The organism is Paenibacillus sp. BSR1-1 (assembly GCF_030403775.1).
GTDB lineage: Bacteria > Bacillota > Bacilli > Bacillales > Cytobacillaceae > Neobacillus.
This window is the reverse complement of record NZ_JAQMWQ010000004.1, coordinates 278,899-300,580: the sequence shown is the minus strand read 5'-3', so window position 1 is coordinate 300,580 and position 21,682 is coordinate 278,899. Positions and strand designations below refer to the sequence as shown.

The window sequence follows — 21,682 nt, the reverse complement described above, 5'->3', positions numbered from 1 at the left end:
CCTTATTGGCAGAATGAGGTGATGAAATCATGTTTTCTGTTACTGGAATGCAGGATTTCACGTTGTTTTCCATCCCCCATATAGTTACGTTAATCATCTTTTTTATTACATTTTTTGCTTTCGTGTATTACAGCAAAAAGCTCAAGCCCTACCAAGCCATGATAAAATGGACAGTATTTGCGCTGTTGCTATTTGGTGAGTTATCCATTCAATTGTATTTAATTTTAGTTCATGAATATGAGCTTAGCGATCTTCCATTGCATATCTGTTCCCTAAGTACCTTTCTCGCTCTGTATCTATATTTCAAAAGAAGCCAAAAAGCATTTAATTTGTTACTTTTTATCGGGCTGCTTCCACCGATATTAAGTATGATTTCACCAGACATAGTCCACCAATTTCCCCATTTTGAGTTTATAAGATATTTCCTTCGTCATTCAGCCATTCCTTTTGCCGTTATGTATTTTATTCTATTTGAGGGTTACAGAGTTCCTAGAAAAGCAATTTTATCAAGCTTTTTAACCATCAACCTAATCGCAGTACCTATATTTTTCTTGAATCAATTGCTTGGTACGAACTTTTTTTTCATTGCGAATCCATCTGAAACGGAAACAATCCTAACCTATTTCGGCAGCGGGATCATGTATTATATTAATTTAGAAATTGTCGCATTTATGGTGTGTATTATCACCTATATTCCCATGGGTATTTTGCAAAAAAGGGAAAATAAGAATTTAGGAGTCCAAGATAAAATGAACTAAATAAAAATATCCCTTCTTTAGCCTTTGGAATCATTTAAGATTCATCGAGACGAAGGGATATTTTTTGGTGTCACATCATGGTGTCAGGCACCGTTCATGGACAATTCTCCTCGAATGTTCGTGTGGGGTGGACATTAATTGTTTGCGGTTACAATGGATGGTTAGTATAATAGATTCATGCAACTTGTGGTACTAGCAATTGTGAATTTGAGGATATTCAGAGAGGCGGAAAATGAATTGGAAACAACGAATAATGCGAAAGTAACGGTAAAAGCAACGGTCAAGAAGCCTGTAGAGAAAGTATGGGAATATTGGACAGAACCAGTACATATTACAAAATGGAACCAAGCCTCTGATGACTGGCATACGACACAGGCTGAAAATGATTTAAGGGCAGGCGGGAAGTTCTCTTCCAGAATGGAAGCGAAAGATGGCAGCTTTGGATTTGATTTTGGCGGTACTTATGATGAGGTAAAATTAAATGAGAGTATTTCCTATACTCTAGGTGATGGGAGAAAAGTTAATATCACTTTTAAAGGTCAAGGCAACGAAACCGAAATCATTGAAACCTTTGATGCCGAAACCATGAATCCAATTGAAATGCAGCAGCAGGGCTGGCAAGCCATCTTAGATAATTTTAAAAAATATGCAGAACAAACAAACATGTAAACTACAAAAGCATTTAAAGGAGCTTGGTCATCCAAGCTCCTTTAAATATGAGATGTTTGGTATAGTTTATTTTGGTGGATTTATTTTTTGTACATAAAAAGGAAAGGACTTTTGCGATGAAAATTCATGGAGTTGATTATTGGGTAACAAAGCTGGGACTCGAACCTCATCCAGAAGGGGGTTTTTACAAACGTACTTATGAATCTGGGGAACAAGTTTCCGATCATGAATTAACTGTTCAATTCGAGGGGAACCGAAAGCTTTATACTAGCATTTATTTTCTTCTTACGTCTGAAAATGTGTCCCATTTTCATCGGTTGAAATCAGATGAATTGTGGTATTTTCATACCGGGAGTTCGTTGACCATCCACGTTATTCATGAAAATGGTGAATATAAAGAAATTAAATTGGGATTGAATTTAGAGGAAGGAGAAGTCCTCCAAGCTTTGGTTCCCAAGAATTCAATCTTTGGCTCCTCAATAAAGGAAAATGATTCGTACTCATTGGTTGGCTGTATGGTTTCACCAGGCTTTGATTTTGTGGATTTTGAACTTTTTACACAAGAGGAACTTTTGGCAAAATATCCGCAGCATCAGGAAGTCATTCAAAAGCTAGCTTACAAACAGATTCCCCAAATATGATTTGACCGACCCGCCAAGTAACCATTGCCAGTTGGTAATAAAAAATGCCAAGCCTTTTAACAATAATAGGGTTTGGCATTTTTTCATCATCGTTAAAGAATGTTATGTTGATTGGCATAGTTCGACGAAAATAGTTAGTGTAGGTGAAGCCAGGCAAACATTAACAAAGATTCATCGATGTAAGAGTGTATTTAGGATTTCAGGGTGTTTTATGGAAATAAGGCCAAGTACCACTACTAAAATGCCAATGGTCCAAAATATTAAAGCAACTGTTCGAAAACTTGTAAGAAGAAAATCTGAAAAAATATTTGAAAATGTCACTAATAAAGCTTCCCAGAATGTTTCTCCATTATCTTCTTCCATTCCCCAAAAAATCCATCCTAACAGAAGAAAGAATAACCCAAAAGCGATGAGTATGAAGGCTCCCGTCACAGTTATCACCCGCCTTTAACCTATGTTATTATTCAACAGCTCGTTCGTTGAATCATAAACAGGCTAAAAGTTAGGGGATATGTCAAAAAAAGGCTGCACCTAAAAGAAATGGAAAGGGAGTGATTGAATTAAAACCAACGATTTCTTCTTGTCAGTGGTGCGATAAATTTTGTTATTTTAAAGGGGAATGCGTTAGAAACTTTAAGGCCGATTGAGAGGGCATCCTTTTCAATAAGGCGTCGCTGTATATCGCGATGTTCTTCATCAGAAGCGTTTAGAAGCAGTTCCGTATTGTACCATACATTCGATCGACAGTGAGCCATAATCAGCGAGGAGAGTGTTTCATCTTTGCGGCCCATCACATAATCAATGACACGGATAAAGCGTGCATAATAATACGACAATTCATCTTGAACAAGATCCATTAAATCAGTCAGAACCTTGTTAATCCGCTCATGATCTTGGCGGCGGTGGAGCATCCTCCGAGCATCAGGCCAGGCGCACTCTTCATTCAATATATTATACATGACCATCGGCAGGTCGCTATTTATGTGAGCATTAATGCCGAGTAACGCGTCCTGCAGGACAAAACCTTGTTTTTTAGAAGCTTGACGGAAAGCCAGCTCCCAAGCCGGGGGACAAGGAAGTCCTATTTTATATGAATTTACTGCATTGAAATAATAATGAGCAAACCCAACTAAGACGCGCTCCATCCAAACGGGGTCTTCGAAAAAGTCAGATGATAGCCGTCGTTTCATTTCCTTGGTCATTAATAAATACACACGATGAAAGACCACCCGGTGATCACCACATTTTTGAAAAATATCGAGTTCTTCAGTCATCATATCAATCACTTGATTTATAGAATCAATTGGCGTATTACTTACTAATTCCATTTAATTTCCTCCCCAGATTACAAGACTCAAAGTAAAAAAAATTCTTACCTGTACCATTCCTATGATGGAAAAAAGAATTTCATTAAAACATAAGATTCTGATAATTATGTTACTATTAAACTAAGAAAAGTTAGAAGGGGACTTCGTTTGTATGGAGATTAATAAAGTATCGATTATTGGGTTAGGTGCTTTAGGGATTTTATTTGGACATCATTTAGCCAAGAAGCTGCCTAAAGCAGATTTACGAATCATCGCAGATGAGGAGCGGATAAAGAGATATCAAGCTGAAGGAGTTTATTGCAATGGAGAGCGCTTTGATTTCACTTATCTTACTCCCGAAGAAGTAACCGAGCCAGCCGATTTGCTTATTTTTACTGTTAAAAATGATGGGTTAAAAGATGCCATTCATGCCGTGAAGAATCATGTTGGTGAGGAAACGATAATTTTATCAGCTTTAAATGGGATTACAAGTGAAGCCATTATTGGTGAGGCCTTTGGGATGGATAAAATTTTGTATTGTGTGGCCCAAGGGATGGATGCCGTAAAGGTGGGCAATCAACTCACTTACGATCATATGGGGATGCTCTGCTTCGGGGAAAGTAAACCAGATTTGAAATCTGAAAAGGTCAAGAAACTGGATGCATTTTTTGAAAAAACAGGCTTCCCATATGAGGTCGATACCAATATGGTTATTAGACAATGGGGCAAGTTTATGTTAAATGTGGGTGTTAATCAAACAGTAGCTGTTCACGAAGGCAATTACGGGACGATTCAAAGAGAAGGGCAAGCAAGAGAGATGATGATTGCAGCAATGCGGGAGGTCATTGTTTTATCTGAAAAAGAAGGAATTTATTTAACTGAAGCAGATTTAGATTACTGGTTAAGCGTTTTAGCAACACTAAGTCCTGATGGAAAACCATCCATGGCACAAGACATTGAAGCCAGACGTCTAAGCGAAGTCGAATTGTTTTCAGGAACTGTAATAAAATTAGCGGTAAAATACGGACTATCTACTCCTGTAAATAACGAATTGTATAACCGGATTAAATTACTGGAAAGTCAATTTGAAAAGAATTTCGTTTAAAAGTAAACATAATGACCCCATAGCAATGCTGCTAATGGGGTCCGTTCATTTATTCTAATTATTTTCCTTTTGGAATTGTAACATAAACTCACTGAAAGCCTGGCACGCTTCAAATGGCACGGCATTGTAAGTTGATACGCGGCATCCACCAATGGAGCGATGGCCGTTAACTCCGACAAATCCTTCTTGTTTTGCCTGAGCTAAGAAACGCTTTTCTAATTCTTCGGTTTTTAAATTAAATGTTATGTTCATGAGAGAACGGCTGTCTTTTTCAGCATGACCAATATAAAAACCATCACTAAAGTCGATTGCATCATAAATTAGTTTCGCTTTTTTGTCATTCAGTTCAGAAATAGCCTTTAATCCGCCTAACTCCTTAGCCCAGTTTAAGACTTCTCCAAGCATGTAAATGCCAAAGGTTGGTGGTGTGTTATACAAGGAATTGTTCTTTGCATGCGTGCCGTACTTTAACATGGTTGGGATGTTTGTGTTTGCTTGAGCAAGCAAATCCTTGCGAATAATGACGACGGTCACACCAGACGGGCCTAAGTTTTTCTGTGCACCAGCATATATGAGGGCAAACTTGCTGACATCGATTGGCTTTGAAAGAATATCACTCGACATGTCTGCGATTAATGGAACTTCTCCTGTTGTTGGATATTCCTTCCATTGTGTGCCGTAAATAGTATTGTTAGATGTAATATGCAAATAAGCATCGTCATGATTATACTGCAATTCATCAACCTTTGGAATGCTTCGGTAGTTGCCTTCTTTCGTTGAAGCTGCATGGTAAACTTCACCAAATAATTTTGCCTCTGTGTATGCTTTCTCAGACCACGATCCTGTCATGACATATGCGGCTTGTTTTCCTGCAGATAAAAAATTCATAGGAATCATTGAAAATTGAAGGCTTGCTCCTCCTTGCAGGAAAAGTACTTCATAATTTTCCGGAATCGACAATAACTCTCGTAAACTGTTGATTGCCTGATTATGTACCTCCTCATAAGGTTTGCTGCGGTGGCTGAGCTCCATTACAGACATTCCTGTTCCTCTAAAATCAATCAATTCCTGTTGAGCTTTTTCTAAAACGGAAATTGGCAGAGCGGATGGACCTGCATTAAAATTATAAGTACGATTAACTTGTAGTTTCATTTTTCACACTCCAATTTTTAATTTACTTGAATATAACATGTTTTTTGAATTTTATGCTTTTTAAAGTGAAGATTTTTGAAAAAAATTTTAAATTTTTTTTGGAGGATCGTTCAACCCCCTATATTATAGCTAAAAAAGTTCATAAAGTTGAAGCTATACCTTTAGATAAATTAAAATATTTGTATGCAACGGGAAATTTATTAAGCCCCAATATTGATTTTTAGGGAGAGATCAGCAAATGAGTGATTTTAATCTTCAATTTCGGAACAGAATCGGTTTGCCAGAGAAGGAAGTCATTACTTTTGAAAAATTGGATCTTGTCTTAGAAAAGACTGCTAAATCAATCCCTTTTGAAAATCTGTGTGTCATCGGGAAAAAGACAACTGAAATTACAAAAGAGAATTTAATAAGCAAAATAATCGATAAAAACGAAGGCGGGCTTTGCTATGACCTAAATTCCATCCTTTACTTATTTTTAGTTGAAAATGGTTTTAAGGCAAACATTGTTCGTGGAGTGGTATATGACCAAATTGGTCAGAGATGGAATACATTTGGGAGGACACACGTGGCCATTGTCATCACCTGCAATGGGGAACAATTTCTAATTGATACTGGTTTTGGAGGCAACTTACCCTTAAAACCTGTACCATTGACAGGTGAGGTTGTCACCTCTGGTAATGGCGAATTTAGAATTGAGAAATTTAATAATGATCACGGAGATTATGTTTTATTTATGAAATTAAAGCATAAAGACAAAGATTGGAATTTAGGATATACTTTTGATTCAACAGATGTAATAAAAGATGTATCTAATTTAAATGAAGTACAAAAAATCATCATAGAGCACCCGGAATCCCCTTTTAACAAAAAACCATTAATTACAAGGATTACGGATAGAGGGAATATGATTCTAACGGATACTTCTTTTACAGAATGGGATAATGGAAAAGTTACTAAACAGGAAATTGATAAAAATAGATTTAAAGAATTAGTTAAGGACCATTTTGGTATTGAATCTTAAGTAAAGCCAGCGTGTTTGAACTCGCTGGCTTAACTAATTTATCTTTTTTTGTTTTTGACTTCTTTTGCAGCAGATTGATTTTTAACCACAATTTTTTCAAATTCTACGTATACATGAATGACTCTTTCATCAATTTTCTTAATATCGACAACTTTTCCTTTTTTTCCTTTTATTTTTATCGGCTCATCGACCGAAGGAATCGTTGATCGCAGTTGACTTAAAACGATAGATTTATTTTCTAAAAAATGAATAACAACCACCTTTGAACTCTCCTTTATTATTCGGATTTTTTATAGGAAATTAACTTCTCCTTATAAATATTGAATAAGAAGGAGATTTAGACCAACCTGTAAACGTTTTAATTAATAGATATTTTGTGGCCGCGGAAAGGAGGGAACAGAAAAAATGGTCACGCAAAAGATACGTGACCAAAAAAAGTTTTTTATACTTATCCTATAATAGGAGCTTACAAATGGACACAAAAACAAAATGGAATTTGAAGCATAAAGAAAGAATTGAACAGCTGAAAGAGCCTGGCCCTAATCCAAGATTAAAGAACCTGTCTCCCAATCTTTCAGGGGGCACTGCACTTGATTTAGCTTGTGGTTTAGGTGGTAACAGTTTCTTCCTTGCGCGAATGAATTATTCCGTTGAGGCAATGGATATTTCGGATGTCGCTATCAACTATATTCACAATTATTCTGTAAAAAATAATCTTAAGTTACAGCCCAAAGTGACCAATCTAACGGATTTGACTAATTTAAAATGGCCTAACAGCCCTTATGATTTAATAGTAATTTCTTATTACCTAGATCGCTCCTTATTCCCTATTGTTAAGAACCTCATAAGAGAAGATGGTTATTTTTTTATGGAAACCTATTATCAGTCTCCTCTGGATGAAAATCAGAGAGTATCCAATCAATATAAGCTTGAATCAAAAGAATTGTTAGCAGAATTTTGCGATTGGAAGGTAGTCTTTTTTGAAGAAATTGAAAAAGAGGGGCGGCAGACGATATTTTGTAAAAAATGTTAAAAATATTTTTCCGGTGGAGCATAAACATGTGAACGTCTGTGTTCCATTGGATCTGAAAGAATTAAGCTTTAAAAATAATCACTTAGTCATCGAATGATAGCTATTTTTAATTTATAATACATAATAGTATCTAATATAAATCCGTTGAAACATCTGTGTGGGGGAACAGTTTATGGTGAGTGTAAAAACAGTAATAATCGATGGTGAAAGTATTCATGTGTTTAAAAGTGCCATTTATCTTTTTGAATCAAGCACAGGAATCACTTTAGAATTAGATCTGATTGTCAGTGAGGTTACTGTGAAAAAATATAAAAAGATGGAGAACCTTATTATGGAAATAGAGTTGGAGGATGGTAGAATCATAAATTCCATTATGCATGTAAAAGTCTTTTCAGGAGGTCTACCGCAGCTTAATTTATTTTGTGAGCTCGATGACATTTATGAATATGAAGATTTCAATAAGGTGAACGAAAATGATGCTTGGTTTCCAAATATAGAAGAAGGAATTACTTTAGAAGAAATCAGGAAAGTTGAAATGCCGATTGAAGAAGTTAGTTTAAAATTAAAACTCCCAATCGACCAAGTGGAATGGTTGAAAAGTCAAAAAAAGGGAGCTTTAAATGAAATGTTTAGAGAATGGATTGAAAATTATAGAAATGTAAATAAAAGCTGAAGCCCGGTTTGACTTCAGCTTTTATTAATAGAATTAAAGATAAGGACTTTCGTGTTTAGCTTTGAGCCTCATCCAGCGGCGCTCGACCTCATCATCAAACATTTGTAGCATGTCTTTGCTGTCCTCTGATAACATATGTTTCGTTTTTCCCATCAGCTTCAACCATTCGCTAACGTCTAACCGTTTATTTTTAGCCTCAGGATCATAAGTGATGGTTGTAATTCCTCGTTCCACTTCATAGAGAGGGAAGAAACAGGAATTCACGGCAGCCTCCACGATTGTCTGGCCTAATTCGTCCTTAGACTTCCAATTCAATGGGCAGGTTATTAATATTTTGCCGTAAACCAATCCTTCATTTTGGGCATACCATTGAGCCTTTGCGGCTTTCTTTAATAGGTCGCGGTCAAACGCTTCAGTTCCGGTAAATACATATGGAATATGAGTGGCAGCCATAATTTGGGCGGTATCTTTATGATGGAATGGCTTTCCTTTTTGGAACGTGCCTACACTTGAGGTACTTGTCATATGCCCCATTGGAGTTGAGTAGGATAGCTGACTGCCTGTGTTCATATAGCCTTCATTATCATATTCAAGGATGATCATTTTATGGTTTCTTAGGGCTGTACCAATGGCAGGACCCATGCCAATATCCATTCCACCGTCACCAGTAACCATTACAAAGGTAAAGTCATCACTCAGGCCGAGTTCAGCAAATTCACCCCGCCTTTTTCGTTCATGAAACATTTCCACAAGACCAGAAAGAGTAGCAGAACCATTTTGGAATAAATTATGGATGTAAGTCGCTTTGTGAGAACTATAAGGAAAACCAGTCGTTACGACCATGGCACATCCGGTATGGAATAAGGCTACAATATCTCCTTCAATCCCTTTGAAAAACAGCTCTAATCCAGAGAAAATTCCGCAGCCAGGGCAGGCTCCATGTCCAGAAGCCAATCGTTTTGGCTTTTTTGTTAGGCTGCGCATCGGCGGAATTTTCACTTTTAGTTCTCCGGTCGTTTCATCAGGAGTAACGGTAATTAAACCTGTATTCAAATCTTCTTTTTTCATTGGATTTAATACTCGTTTCGGTGCAAATTCAGCGGCTCCCGGATTGTGCCCAAAATAGTCAAAACTCTTTTCCACATGTCCTTTATGAGCTGCGTCCAGAGCTAACTGGTAAAACTGCTCAGCGTCATCGGCATAAAAATCTTTGCCTCCTAATCCATAAACACGGTTAACCACTTTTGTATGAGCATTTCCAACTGTTTGCAGGGCAGCTCTTAATTCCAGTGCCATATTCCCACCGTGTGCTCCGTAGGAGTCGGCACGGTCTCCTACTGTTACCGCTTTCACGTTTTTCAATGCTTCTGCCAATTTCTTTTGCGGAAAAGGACGAATCATATTAGGGGAGATGACCCCGGCTTTGATTCCTTGTAGACGAAGCTTGTCGGCTACATCTTTACAAACCTCGGCCGCTGAATTTAACATAAATACAGCTACTTCAGCATCCTCCATACGATATAAATCAAGGACTGGATATTCCCGACCTGTTAATTGCGCATATTCTTTTGAAATTACTTCAAAGACATGTTCCGCATTATACATCGCTTCAGATTGTTGAAAACAATTATTAATATAGTCCGGTTCATTCATATATGGACCAATGGTCACCGGATTTTCCCGATCTAATGCATGAGGAAAATTCCTTGGAGTCTCACCGATAAATTTCTGAACATCCGCTCTATTTTTTACAACTTGCACCCGCCGTTTTTGATGGGAGGTGAAATAACCGTCGAATGAAACGATGACAGGCAGTCTGACTTCAGGATCTTCCGCTAGTTTAATAGCGATAATGTTCATGTCATAGACAATTTGTGGATCACGGGCCATCAAGATGGGCCAGCCGGTATTCAAAGCGAAATATAAATCAGAATGATCTCCATGTATATTTAACGGCCCGGAAACTGAGCGGTTGACTAAATTCAACACCATTGGAAAACGGGTTCCGGATTGAACCGGCAGCTGTTCTAACATATATAGAAATCCATTGGCGCTTGTGGCGTTAAAAACTCGTCCGCCGCCAGTTGAAGCCCCGTAACAGATACCGGCTGAACCGTGCTCTCCATCCGCAGGAATCAGCACAATATCATGTTCCCCTTTGGCTTTCATCCCATCAAGGAATTGGGCAACCTCAGTGGAAGGAGAGATTGGATAGTATCCCATTACATGATAGTTAATTTGGTGGGCTGCATAGGCGGCCATTTCATTGCCTGATTCAAATACAACACTTTGTTCAACTGTCCCTTTTGGAACAGATAGATTTTCTTGATTTACTTCAATGGACATGAAAATCCCGCCCTTTCCTTAATTTCGAATCGCCAAATCAAACAAATGCGGTACACGGTTCTTATCAGCATAACCGTCATTATATTCCCTTTCTCCAGTAAGTGCTTCAACAGGACAAGCATGTACGCATTTCAAACAGCCCTTGCAATATTGGTAGTCAATCCCTTGAAGGAACATTTGGGCGCGGCCACGTTTATCTTCCTTTTCTTCCCAAACAAAGCAAAAGTCGGGGCAGGCTGTATCGCATGCTGCGCAATTAATACATTTTTCTTCATGAAAATGCGGGAGCATTCCGGCACGTGATATGCTTAAATCCTTTAAAATACTATTTCCTGGATTTGTTATCATCCCGCCAATGGCCTGTGTCTTATATCCGAGGAGCGGTTCCGGTCTTTTAAATGGTTTTGGTTCTGCCCCTTCATCAAGTTCATAGGTTTTAAATTCGACTTCATTATACCCTCTGTTAAAGGTGCGGATATTTGGTTCGACTAAGTGAGGATACTTCTTCTCGAATGTTCGCCGAATGGTCTGTCTCATGGACTCTGGGTCTAAGAAATCCAGAATCCGGTACAGAGCACCGAGCATGGCGGTGTTCGCTTTTGTTTGTTCCTCCAAAGCGATTCCAGTCGCATCTATAATAGCGATGGTTCCACCAGGTATTTTCATTAGCTTTTTTAGTTCGTAAGGGGATTTTTGAGAATTCACTAAGATGGTGCTGTCGGGATAGATCCCGCTCGTGCAATCGATGGTTTTAAAAAGGGCATCATGGAAAATGCCAACAACATGAGGTCGTTCTATGGGAGTGGTGTCACGAATATTGGTATCAGGGTCACAAAAACGAATGTGTGCTTTGACAGGGGAGCCTTTTTTCTCAGATCCGTATGATGAAAAACCGACTCCATTCAGTCCGTTTCCAACAACGCCGTCCTCGGATAGCATTTTTCCCGCCAAATTAGCTCCTAAGCCTCCAATGGATTCGAGGCGGATTTCAAAGAAGCCTAATTCATTGATTTTCGGCAATTTTGACAATAATATTCCTCCCATCTGTGTAAACCGAATTAACAATTAGAATTTTAAAAATTTTCAATAAATTACAACTTTTATTGTAACAGGTTATAAAAACAGTTACAACAGTTTTTTACTATGGAAAAATTGCATGGTGTAATAATGGTCATTTCGTTGGCGTTATAAGTATTTAGTAAAGATTTGGTTACGATAATATTTTTGACTTGATATATTACAGATATTTTTTGTTGTATAACAACACCGCCGATCCAAGGCCTATTTCTAAAAATAAAAAGACCATTCAAAAACTTATTTTCTCCTCTTTTAATGTAATATAATAGGAGGTAAGTGAATAAAGAATTCCTAAGAAAGGAGGACAAGTGATGAATCAATATTCTGATGAATCCAAAGCTTTAGAGAGTCACCCGGCCTGGTTACAAAGTTACTTAGATTCTCCCGAAAAGCAAAAGCAATTATATAAACGTACTTTGATAATCGTAGTCATTTCCCAAATTTTTGGTGGAGCCGGACTCGCAGCAGGCATTACTGTGGGTGCACTCCTGGCACAGGACATGCTAGGTTCGGATAGTTTTGCAGGGGTCCCGGCGTTCTTATTAACTTTAGGTTCTGCTGGGGCAGCACTCATTGTAGGGGGGCTCTCCCAACGTTTTGGACGCCGAACGGGGCTTGCGGCGGGATTCATGGCTGGCGGGTTGGGTGCTATTGGCGTAATCCTAGCAGCTTTAACCCATAATGTCTTTCTGCTATTTTTTTCTCTCCTAATCTATGGAGCTGGAAGTGCTTCGAACCTGCAAGCACGCTATGCAGGTTCCGACTTGGCCACCAGTTCACAGCGGGCAACTGCCATCAGCATAGCATTGGTATCGACCACGTTTGGTGCGGTAGCAGGTCCCAATTTAGTAGGTGTCATGGGCCGATTTGCTGGATCAATCGGTGTTCCTGCTTTAGCAGGTCCCTTTATTTTAGGCGCTGCTGCTTTTCTTCTCGCTGGTTTAGTGCTTGCAGCTTTTCTTCGCCCAGATCCCCTTGAAGTCGCGAAGGTCATAAGAGCTGTGAATAGAACAGATGAAGAGCATATTTCTGCTGACAATAGCGATAATGGAAAAATAAAAAATCGGGGCATTGTGGTAGGTGCTGCCATCATGATTTTAACCCAAATGGTAATGGTTTCGATTATGACAATGACACCTGTTCAAATGAAACACCATGGACATGGATTGAGTGAGGTAGGACTGGTTATTGGCATCCATATTGGAGCCATGTACCTGCCATCATTGGTAACTGGTATTCTAGTAGATAAGATGGGACGTACAGCGATGGCTATCGCTTCCGGAGCCACTCTCCTTTCGGCTGGCGTCCTCGCTGCGAGTGCACCTTCCGATTCCATGATGCTCCTAGTCATTGCCCTCGCTCTGCTTGGCCTTGGCTGGAACTTTGGATTAATAAGTGGGACCGCACTCATCGTGGATGCCACACATCCATCTACCCGTGCAAAGACCCAGGGGACGATAGATGTCTTCATTGCTTTATCTGGGGCATCAGGGGGAGCACTTTCAGGAATTGTTGTAGCTCAATCCAGTTATACTACACTTTCTCTGGCTGGAGGCTTCCTTTCTCTGCTGCTTATACCAGTCGTGATCTGGTCTAAACGTTCTAAAAATTAAAGGCAAAGCTAAATCATTTATTTTTTTTGTATGTGTTTGTTATTAAGAAGACAAAAGGAGATGATTGGTAAATGGCGAAGCAAACTCGGATCGGTAAGACAGATTTATATGTTAATCCAATTGGACTCGGAACCAATGCTGTAGGAGGACATAACTTATTTCCAAACCTCGATGAGGAAGCTGGGAGAGATTTAGTCCGTGCAGGTCTAGCAAATGGAATTAACTTCTTAGATACAGCATTCATCTATGGTATCGGCCGCTCTGAAGAAATTATTGGTGAAGTGGTAAAAGAAAGGGGAAATCGTTCAGATATTGTCATTTCCTCCAAAGCCGCTCATAAATTTGTCGGGAAAGATATTGTGCTGGACAACTCACCTGCCTTTTTAAGGCAATCCGTCGAAGACAGTTTAAAACTACTGCAAACGGATTACATCGATTTATTTTATATTCATTTTCCTGATAATGATACGCCGAAGGATGAAGCGGTCGGGGCATTGAAGCAATTGAAGGATGAAGGAAAAATCAGAGCGATTGGTGTATCGAATTTCTCGATGGAACAGTTAAAAGAAGCTAATAAAGATGGCTATGTTGATGTATTTCAAGGGGAGTATAACCTCTTGAGCCGCCAGGCGGAGGAAGCTTTATTTCCTTACATGATAGAGCACAAGATTTCCTTTGTCCCGTTCTACCCGCTAGCTTCAGGATTATTGACCGGTAAATATGACAAAACAACCGAAATAAGTGAAAAGAATCAAAAGAGACCGAATTTTCAGGGTGAAAGGTATCAAAAGAATCTGGAAAAAATAGAGCAGGTTCGTCAAATTGCCTTGGAAAAAGGAGTGGAAGTATCTCATGTCATCCTAGCTTGGTATTTAACCAGGGAAGCCATTGATGTCATAATTCCAGGTGCCAAACGGGCAGAACAAGTGCTTCATAATTTAAAAACATTAGAAGTCCAGCTGACTGCTGAAGAAATTCAAGCTATTGATCGAATTTTTTCCTAATAATTAAATATCTATTTCAAAAGTGGGGGCAATCCCCACTTTTTTCTATTTCCCTTCAATTTGCCAATTTACTCCGACTTTTTACGCATTTTTGCGTTTTGTAACAATAAATTAATATTTTGGCTGTATAATAAAAACTTGTTATTAATACAAGGAGGAATAATTAAATGGAATGGACTTTAGCCGGATTGTTTGTGATATCCGCTTTCTTACTAATCTTTTCTATTTTAAAATCTACACGTGCTGCAAAGGTAGAACATAATCAAATTGATTTGATTCATATATCTACAATGAAAGAAATTAATTCTTTACAGGAGTCCATTCGGAATCTTGAGCTTGACAATGTAGTCTTGATGAAAGAAGCAGGGGTTCAACTCACTTCTGAGGAAATAGTTCTTAAGCGTGAAGTACTGGATTTATTTAGTCGGAATTATTCATTGGAAAGCATTGCAGAAATGAAACAAGTGGCGGTCAGTGACATCGAAAAGATCGTTGCTCCTTATCAGGAATTAAAGGATGAAGGGAGAAAAGTTGCCAATGAGAATTAACTTATTAAGCAGCTTTGCAGCCGGAATTCTTATTACAACAGCTATATGTGGTACTGTTTACTTTACTGATAACAGTAAAGTAGCGAAAGCATCTGCAAAACCAGCTGAAATCCAAACCCACATTTTATCTGAAAAAGAAATGAAAGAAAAACTTGCAGCTGCAGGCTATGTTATTCAAACGAAAGCTGAATATGACAAAAGCGTGAAAGAGGCAAAGACTGCTGCACAAAAACAAACTCCCGCTGAAGACGCAAAGTCAACTAAAGTGGTCACGAAATTAATAGTGAGTGTATCAGAAGGTATGACCAGCATAGACGTTGGCAACATGCTAGTTAAAGCTGGCTTGGTCCCAAATGCCTTCAACTTCTCCAAAGATATTGAGAAAAGAGGGCTAATGAACAAATTGCGTCCTGGTACATTTGTGGTAGATAGTAATATGACTTACGATCAAATCGTCGGAACTATTTTTAAATAATTATAAAAAAGTGCGAAGGACAACGGAAATAGCGTTGTCCTTCGCACTTTTTTCTTATAGATAAAATAAAAAAACTAAATCTGTCAAGACTGTAATTAGGATAAGGAAGGAGACGATAACATGAATGAACTCTTTAATTACTCGGAAATTTCTTATAACGAGGTTATTTTCTATTTAGAATCCAAATGGGGGCGTCAGTTAAGTGATCATGAACGAAAAGTATTAATTGAGGGATATCGATTTGGCAGGATGGTCGAGGCCGAAAATGAAATCAAAATTCTGTATACCCAGTAATATTCTAATCCAAATACTTTGAGGCAATATTTTTGAACTTTCTAAATATAATCCCTATAATCATTATTATTACATAACAAAAAGGTGTGAACAGGCAAATGAAAATTGTAGCGATTGTAGGTAGTTTGAGGAAAGGTTCTTATAATAGGCAGCTAGCTAGCACTATTCAAGAGAGACATGCCCAAAAATTTGATTTGGAAATTCTAGATATTGGCCAGCTGCCGCATTATGATCAGGATACAGAATTGAATCCATCTGAATCAGTTACTGTTTTTAAGAGAAAGGTAAAAGAGGCTGACGGAGTCATCATCATTACCCCTGAATATAACTGGTCAATTCCTGGTGTATTGAAAAATGCACTTGACTGGTTATCCCGTGTTGATAAAGTACTAGTCGGAAAACCTGTTATGACGGCTGGTGCAGCGACAGGTTTAATGGGAACACTTCGTGCTCAGCTTCATTTGCGTCAAATCTTAACGGCTTTGCAAGTAAAGCTTTTGCCGCCTGTGGGCAACGAAATACTTATTAATCAAGCTTCTGCTAAATTTAATGATGCAACTGGAAGGTTAGAGGATGAAGCCACACTTAAATTTATCAATGATGTAACTGACCGGTTTGTTGATTTTATAACAGAATAAAAATTAAGGTGCCTGACCCCAATGCTTTATTGAATTAATGCAACGGAGGCCAGGCACCTTTTTCAAAGGCAGGAGAAATAATTTGCTTGAACTAACACCTGTTTTAGATTATAAAAGCGATAATCCGTTATACCTTCAATTATCTAATTATGTTAAACAGGAAATTCTATCAGGCAGAATCAAACCAACGGCCAAATTGCCGTCAAAACGAAATTTATCCCATTACCTGGGGTTAAGTCTGAATACTATTCAGGCTGCCTACGATCAGTTATGTGCGGAAGGGTATGTGGAAAGTAAGCCACGAAAAGGGATATTTGTAACACCATTTGATGAAGACATTTTTTCAATTCAAAAATATCCAACTCACTTAGAAGTGAAAAAGGAGCCCTCAGAGTCGAAGGTTAAGATTGATTTCAATTCGGGAAGGGTCGATTTGGAGCATTTTCCATTTTCTGTATGGCGGAAATTAACGATGAAAGCTTTGTATGAAGATCAAAAAGAGATATTTAATAACGGCGATCCTAAAGGGGAAAGGCTTTTACGGGAACAAATTGCCATACAACTTTTTGCATCCAGGGGTGTTAGGTGCTCACCTGATCAAATTATTATTGGTGCAGGTACACAGGTTCTCATGGGGTTATTATGTTTGTTAATTGGGAGAGAAAACACTTATGCACTCGAGAATCCTGGTTTCCATCGAATAAGAGTGGTCTTACAGGATTTAGGCGTCAATACGCTTCCCATTTCGCTAGATGAAAGCGGGATCAATCTTAAAGAATTAAAAGAAAGTAGTGCCACTATAGCCTATGTGACACCATCACATCAATTCCCATTTGGAATGGTCATGCCGATAAAGCGGAGAATGGAATTGTTAAAATGGGCAGAAGAGCAGTGCGGTTATATTATTGAAGATGATTATGACGGTGAATATCGATATAAAGGCAAGCCAATCCCCTCGTTGCAGGGGTTGGATCCAAATGGAAGAGTCGTTTATTTAGGTACATTTTCAAAGTCCTTGATTCCATCCATTCGAATAAGTTATATGGTTTTGCCAGCGGCACTTCTTTCGAAATATGAAGAACGATTTACCATTTATAAGCAGACAGTCTCGCGACTTCATCAGAATACCCTTTATCATTTTATGAAGGATGGACATTGGCAAAGGCATTTAAACAAAATGAGAACGCTATACCGTAAAAAACAGGCTGCATTAATGGCAGCTATAAAAAAGCATCTAGGGGAAAAGGCTCAAATAATTGGGGAAAATGCCGGACTTCATATTGTTTTGGATGTAAAAAATAATATGCTTGAAAAAGAGTTAATTTCTTCGGCTATGAAGCTAGGAGTAAAAGTATACCCTTTGTCAACATATGACTATGAGTTAGGTTCAGTCGATGGGTCCCAAGTTATTTTGGGTTTTGGTGGTTTATCAGAGTATGAGATTGATAAAGGGGTTCGGTTGTTAAAAAATGCATGGAAGCTTTGACAGACAAAGCCCCCTGGTTAACAGGGGGAAATATTAATGTTTTAGTGTTTTTAAAATGGCCGCTTCAATGAGTTCCCACCCTAGGATATTTTTTAGAAAAAGATTTTTCTTAACGTCTTTCCCGATTGGATATCGGAGCTTTGGTGATTTTGGCTGTGACGCAATTTGGGCAGCTAGTCTCGCAACCTCTAATGGATATCCATGAGCTGTTTTGCCGCTTTCAATTTCATTTAGAAGACTCTTCATATAGGAAAAGTAGGGGGAATCCGCATTGATTTCCATCTGATCAACGCTAGACCATATATTCGTTTTATACGAACCGGGCTCAATTAAGGAGACATCGATACCAAATGGTTTCAGCTCAAGCCTTAAGCTTTCACTATATCCTTCAAGTGCGTGCTTGGACGCTGAATAGGCGGACAGTCCCGGAAAGCCCATTCGGCCGCTAATGCTGCTCATATTGATAATTCTACCTGTCCTTTTTGCTCGCATTAATGGAAGCACTGCATTAGTCACCGCAATGACACCGAAAAAGTTTGTTTCAAATTGCTGCCGATATTCTTCAATCGATAGCTCTTCGCTAAAGCCTCCAAGTGCGAACCCCGCATTGTTTACAAGAACATCTACTGAAGGATAGCTTGATAGCAGGGCTTTAAACTGGTTAATTGAATCGGATGAAGTAACGTCTAGTGGTTCAATATTAATGTATTCTGATACATTCTTTTCTTTTGCCAAGTCTAACAATGGTTTTGCTTTTTTGACATCTCTCATAGTTGCAAGTACCGAAAATCCCTCAAGTGCAAGTTCAATTGCACATAATAAACCAAAGCCGCTAGAGGACCCTGTAACGATAGCAATTTTTCTTCTCATGTATTGCTCCTTTTATAAATATCTTTTCTTTTATTAAAACTTATCACGCTTATGGTGTATAGAAAAATTTGAAGTCATAGAAAAAGGGTGCCCGATTTGGGCACCCTAATTTTGAAATCACAGGTTAAAAATTCTGTTGATTTCGCAGTGATTGTTCAGCATAAGCAACGAGACGTTTGGTCATTTCGCCGCCGACTGAACCGTTTGCTCGTGCGGTCGTATCAGCACCAAGCTGCACTCCAAACTCGTTGGCGATTTCTTCTTTCATTTGATCCAGAACATTATCTGCACCAGGAACCAATAGTTTGTTTCTAGCCATGATACATCACTCCCGACGAATTTTTTTGAGCAATTTTAGATTGCTCGTATATAATTTAACCTAAATAAAAAACATAATTCGGTCATAAAATCGGAGATGAGAATAATCCGAGGGTGCAATTTATATTATTGGATTTGAAAATGGCTTGAGAGGGTGGAAGAGGTTTTTAAAAGAAAATGGTATTTTAGTGGTTTCTGAGCTTACTGGGATAAAACAAAACCCGCCAAGAGAGCCGTTAAACTTTTGGAACAACGCCTATCCAGCAGCAGATACGATTGAAGGAAATATATGTAAGGCTAAAAAGCTTGGATGTTTTTTATTTAATACGAAAAATCCTTATTGTGGAAATTGAATCATCGGTTTCATCAGTTAATATAATAAATCGAGGTGAAACCGATGTATTTTATTAGAAACATTTCCATTGACATTAGGACTGCGCAATTAACATTTAATCAAAAGTCTAAAACTAGTCGTCTTATCTTAGCTGCTCTTTTTGCTAGTATAGCAGCTGTACTGCAAGTAGCAGGGGGCTTTTTGCCGGGAGTAGGGTACTTTATCAGTCCATTCGCAACCGCACCGATTCTACTCTGTTCCATGCTTTCACTCCCGCTTGGAGCAATGGGGTATGTACTTACGAATTTATTGTTACTCATTCTTCAGCCTAGTGAGCTACTTGTCTTCCCGTTTACGACAGGACTTATCGGACTCGGCATCGGTGCGGCCTTTTGCTTTTTTAAAAAAAGATGGATCATCATCACAACAGGTGCATCATTTTTAACCATAGGAATTTTGATTCTATTATATGTTATTAAGTTTCCTGTCTTAGGACCATCAATTTCGGAGACCTTTTCAATCTCCACAACAGGCGGTATTTTTTTGTTCGCCCTCATTTATAATTGGATTTGGGTAGATATCGGCTTAATAATATTTAAAAAATTAAATACAATTATGGCATTATAACTTTCCTAATCAGAAGTAGCGTCACTTTTGGATTACTGCATCGATTAAGATAATTCCATCTAAAGAAAGCAGCTTCTCATGTAGAATCGTTTCAAATTCAACTGGGTTATTAGCTCGAATTCCTTGGACTCCATAACTGCCTGATAATTGCAAAAAATCTGGATTTTCGAAGGTTACACCATAATTTTGTCCAAACATTTTATTCATTTGCTGCACTTCAAGCTTTAACATCGAGTCATTTAAAACGATGATAATGAAGGAGAGCCCTAAACGCTTGGCCGTCTCAATTTCAGCAAAATTCATTAATGCGCCGCCATCCCCTGTAATACAAATAACAGGATCATCAGGACAAGCAAGTTTGGCACCGATTGCCCCAGGCAAGGCGATTCCCATCGAAGCAAGCCCGTTTGAAATGATTAATCGGTTCGGTCGTTTTGGTTGATAAGTGCGTGCAATTGAAACCTTATGGGCCCCGACATCTGAAATCACAATCGTGTCGTCTGATGCTATTGCTTCAATACTCTGAAGGACATCTTCAATTGTAAAAGGCAGGGAGTTGGAATCGGACGTATTTTTTATTTGATATGCTGTCTTAATATGTTCATGGAGATTCCCAGCAGGTATCCATGATTTAGCAGGAACCCCAGCCTGATTAAGTAATTGAAGTGTTTCCTTTAAGTTTCCAATAAGTTCTGTTTCAACAGGATAATACTCATTTATTTCTGCTGGAACACTATCAATATGTATAATTGGACGTTTTTTTTGATTCCAATCCTTTGGTAATTTTTCAACAAAATCAAACCCAATGACAATTAATAAATCTGCTTCATCTAGTCCAGTTAAAACTTCATCGTTCTCTTTAAAGCCAAAGGTATAAAAATTAAGAGTATGATCTTTAGGCAGCACTCCTTTTGCCATAAAGCTGTGAGTTACAGGTGATTGAAGGGTTTCAATCAAGATCTGCAACTCAGGAACTGCATCTTGTCTAATGACTCCGTTTCCAATAATCAAAAACGGTTTATTGTGATTTTGTATTAGGAATTTTGCCTTCATTAAAGCATTCGACACAGGTACATACACAGGCAATGGAGTGACAGGCAATGGTTTGTTGGCAATCATTTGAGCTGAAAAATTCTCCGGCAATGTAATTGCCACAGCGCCAGGTTTCTCCATCATGGCCGTTTGAAAAGCTTTTCGCATGATGGAAGGGATGGAAGGTGATTCTTGCAATTGGGTACTCCACTTTGTGGCAGGCTCAAATAATTTCACCAAGTCCAAATATTGATGGGATTCTTTATGCTGCCGCTCGATGCCCGCTTGGCCAATTAGTGCTACCAAAGGAGAATGGTCGAGCTGTGCGCTTGCGATACCCGTCATTAAATTGGTAGCCCCTGGTCCGAGCGTTGCCAAACAAACGCCTGCTTTCTTTGATAAACGACCATAAACATCTGCCATGAAAGCGGCACCTTGCTCATGCCTAACATTTATAAACTGAATTTGCTTTGATTTTGATAACGAATCAGCAAGGTCTAACGTCTCCGTGCCAACGATTCCAAACACAAATTCTACGCCTTCGTTTTCTAAACACTGAACTAGTACATCTGATACCTTCATTTTTTCCTCCTAAATATTTGCTGTTAGTAGTTTTAGCAAAATGCTAAAATTAAAACCATAATGGAATTTAATAGAAAAA

At 38.5% G+C, this 21,682-nt stretch carries 24 protein-coding genes; 16 read left to right on the top strand and 8 right to left on the bottom strand.

Features of this window, described 5'->3' with window-relative positions:
- Positions 1-29 precede the first annotated feature (29 nt).
- The 4 genes from PH210_RS09410 (at position 30) to PH210_RS09395 (ending at position 2,519) form a co-directional block, all read left to right on the top strand.
- A complete protein-coding gene (locus PH210_RS09410) occupies positions 30-758 on the top strand; it encodes a YwaF family protein (protein WP_289984855.1) in 729 nt (242 codons plus the stop codon).
- 237 nt (positions 759-995) lie between these two features.
- On the top strand, positions 996-1,427 hold the full coding sequence (locus tag PH210_RS09405) for an SRPBCC family protein (RefSeq protein ID WP_289984854.1): 432 nt from the start codon (positions 996-998) through the stop codon (positions 1,425-1,427).
- A 116-nt stretch (positions 1,428-1,543) separates the two neighbouring features.
- On the top strand, positions 1,544-2,068 hold the full coding sequence (locus PH210_RS09400) for a cupin domain-containing protein (protein WP_289984853.1): 525 nt from the start codon (positions 1,544-1,546) through the stop codon (positions 2,066-2,068).
- 211 nt (positions 2,069-2,279) lie between these two features.
- Positions 2,280-2,519 (top strand): hypothetical protein, encoded by a 240-nt coding sequence (locus tag PH210_RS09395; RefSeq protein WP_289984852.1) that lies wholly within the window; start codon positions 2,280-2,282, stop codon positions 2,517-2,519.
- A 109-nt stretch (positions 2,520-2,628) separates the two neighbouring features.
- On the opposite strand, the gene PH210_RS09390 is transcribed toward PH210_RS09395, so the two are convergent.
- On the bottom strand, positions 2,629-3,396 hold the full coding sequence (locus PH210_RS09390; protein WP_289984851.1) for a DUF5995 family protein: 768 nt from the start codon (positions 3,394-3,396) through the stop codon (positions 2,629-2,631).
- Positions 3,397-3,547: 151 nt separating this feature from the next.
- Here PH210_RS09390 and PH210_RS09385 point away from each other — a divergent pair, with 151 nt between their 5' ends.
- Positions 3,548-4,480, top strand: a complete 933-nt coding sequence (locus PH210_RS09385; RefSeq protein ID WP_289984850.1) for a ketopantoate reductase family protein — start codon at positions 3,548-3,550, stop codon at positions 4,478-4,480.
- 54 nt (positions 4,481-4,534) lie between these two features.
- On the opposite strand, the gene serC is transcribed toward PH210_RS09385, so the two are convergent.
- On the bottom strand, positions 4,535-5,632 hold the full coding sequence (gene serC / locus PH210_RS09380) for a 3-phosphoserine/phosphohydroxythreonine transaminase (protein ID WP_289984849.1): 1,098 nt from the start codon (positions 5,630-5,632) through the stop codon (positions 4,535-4,537).
- A 238-nt stretch (positions 5,633-5,870) separates the two neighbouring features.
- Between serC and PH210_RS09375 the strand changes: the two genes are divergently transcribed.
- A complete protein-coding gene (locus PH210_RS09375) occupies positions 5,871-6,653 on the top strand; it encodes an arylamine N-acetyltransferase family protein (protein WP_289984847.1) in 783 nt (260 codons plus the stop codon).
- Positions 6,654-6,691: 38 nt separating this feature from the next.
- Here PH210_RS09375 and PH210_RS09370 read toward each other — a convergent pair whose 3' ends face one another.
- On the bottom strand, positions 6,692-6,913 hold the full coding sequence (locus tag PH210_RS09370; protein WP_289984846.1) for a hypothetical protein: 222 nt from the start codon (positions 6,911-6,913) through the stop codon (positions 6,692-6,694).
- Positions 6,914-7,125: 212 nt separating this feature from the next.
- Here PH210_RS09370 and PH210_RS09365 point away from each other — a divergent pair, with 212 nt between their 5' ends.
- Positions 7,126-7,686, top strand: a complete 561-nt coding sequence (locus tag PH210_RS09365; protein ID WP_289984844.1) for a class I SAM-dependent methyltransferase — start codon at positions 7,126-7,128, stop codon at positions 7,684-7,686.
- A 172-nt stretch (positions 7,687-7,858) separates the two neighbouring features.
- Positions 7,859-8,359, top strand: a complete 501-nt coding sequence (locus tag PH210_RS09360; protein WP_289984843.1) for a hypothetical protein — start codon at positions 7,859-7,861, stop codon at positions 8,357-8,359.
- Between the two features lie 33 nt (positions 8,360-8,392).
- On the opposite strand, the gene PH210_RS09355 is transcribed toward PH210_RS09360, so the two are convergent.
- Complete coding sequence (locus PH210_RS09355; protein ID WP_289984841.1) at positions 8,393-10,705, bottom strand: thiamine pyrophosphate-dependent enzyme; 2,313 nt, start codon at positions 10,703-10,705, stop codon at positions 8,393-8,395.
- Between the two features lie 18 nt (positions 10,706-10,723).
- A complete protein-coding gene (locus PH210_RS09350; protein ID WP_289984839.1) occupies positions 10,724-11,734 on the bottom strand; it encodes a 2-oxoacid:ferredoxin oxidoreductase subunit gamma family protein in 1,011 nt (336 codons plus the stop codon).
- A gap of 359 nt (positions 11,735-12,093) precedes the next feature.
- Here PH210_RS09350 and PH210_RS09345 point away from each other — a divergent pair, with 359 nt between their 5' ends.
- From PH210_RS09345 to pdxR, 7 genes are all read left to right on the top strand, one after another.
- The gene (locus tag PH210_RS09345) at positions 12,094-13,395 is read left to right on the top strand and encodes an MFS transporter (protein WP_289984837.1); all 1,302 of its coding nucleotides are present in this window, start codon (positions 12,094-12,096) and stop codon (positions 13,393-13,395) included.
- Between the two features lie 71 nt (positions 13,396-13,466).
- Entirely contained in the window at positions 13,467-14,399 is a 933-nt protein-coding gene (locus PH210_RS09340) for an aldo/keto reductase (RefSeq protein WP_289984835.1), read from the top strand.
- 167 nt (positions 14,400-14,566) lie between these two features.
- Positions 14,567-14,947 (top strand): hypothetical protein, encoded by a 381-nt coding sequence (locus tag PH210_RS09335; protein WP_289984833.1) that lies wholly within the window; start codon positions 14,567-14,569, stop codon positions 14,945-14,947.
- Positions 14,937-15,422, top strand: a complete 486-nt coding sequence (locus PH210_RS09330; protein WP_289984831.1) for an MltG/YceG/YrrL family protein — start codon at positions 14,937-14,939, stop codon at positions 15,420-15,422. Before PH210_RS09335 ends, PH210_RS09330 begins: the two co-directional genes overlap by 11 nt.
- Before the next feature lie 120 nt (positions 15,423-15,542).
- Complete coding sequence (locus tag PH210_RS09325; protein WP_289984829.1) at positions 15,543-15,716, top strand: hypothetical protein; 174 nt, start codon at positions 15,543-15,545, stop codon at positions 15,714-15,716.
- 98 nt (positions 15,717-15,814) lie between these two features.
- Positions 15,815-16,354, top strand: coding sequence for an NADPH-dependent FMN reductase (locus PH210_RS09320; RefSeq protein ID WP_289984828.1), 540 nt, complete (start codon positions 15,815-15,817; stop codon positions 16,352-16,354).
- A gap of 82 nt (positions 16,355-16,436) precedes the next feature.
- Entirely contained in the window at positions 16,437-17,840 is a 1,404-nt protein-coding gene (pdxR, locus tag PH210_RS09315) for a MocR-like pyridoxine biosynthesis transcription factor PdxR (protein ID WP_289984827.1), read from the top strand.
- 33 nt (positions 17,841-17,873) lie between these two features.
- On the opposite strand, the gene PH210_RS09310 is transcribed toward pdxR, so the two are convergent.
- Both PH210_RS09310 and PH210_RS09305 read right to left on the bottom strand, forming a co-directional pair.
- A complete protein-coding gene (locus PH210_RS09310; protein ID WP_289984826.1) occupies positions 17,874-18,710 on the bottom strand; it encodes an SDR family oxidoreductase in 837 nt (278 codons plus the stop codon).
- A gap of 124 nt (positions 18,711-18,834) precedes the next feature.
- The gene (locus PH210_RS09305) at positions 18,835-19,029 is read right to left on the bottom strand and encodes an alpha/beta-type small acid-soluble spore protein (protein WP_223590653.1); all 195 of its coding nucleotides are present in this window, start codon (positions 19,027-19,029) and stop codon (positions 18,835-18,837) included.
- Positions 19,030-19,425: 396 nt separating this feature from the next.
- On the opposite strand from PH210_RS09305, the gene PH210_RS09300 reads away from it, so the two are divergent.
- Positions 19,426-19,989 (top strand): hypothetical protein, encoded by a 564-nt coding sequence (locus PH210_RS09300; protein WP_289984824.1) that lies wholly within the window; start codon positions 19,426-19,428, stop codon positions 19,987-19,989.
- 21 nt (positions 19,990-20,010) lie between these two features.
- Here the strand turns inward: PH210_RS09300 and PH210_RS09295 are convergent, their stop codons facing one another.
- Positions 20,011-21,603, bottom strand: coding sequence for an acetolactate synthase large subunit (locus tag PH210_RS09295; protein ID WP_289984823.1), 1,593 nt, complete (start codon positions 21,601-21,603; stop codon positions 20,011-20,013).
- Between the last annotated feature and the right edge of the window lie 79 nt (positions 21,604-21,682).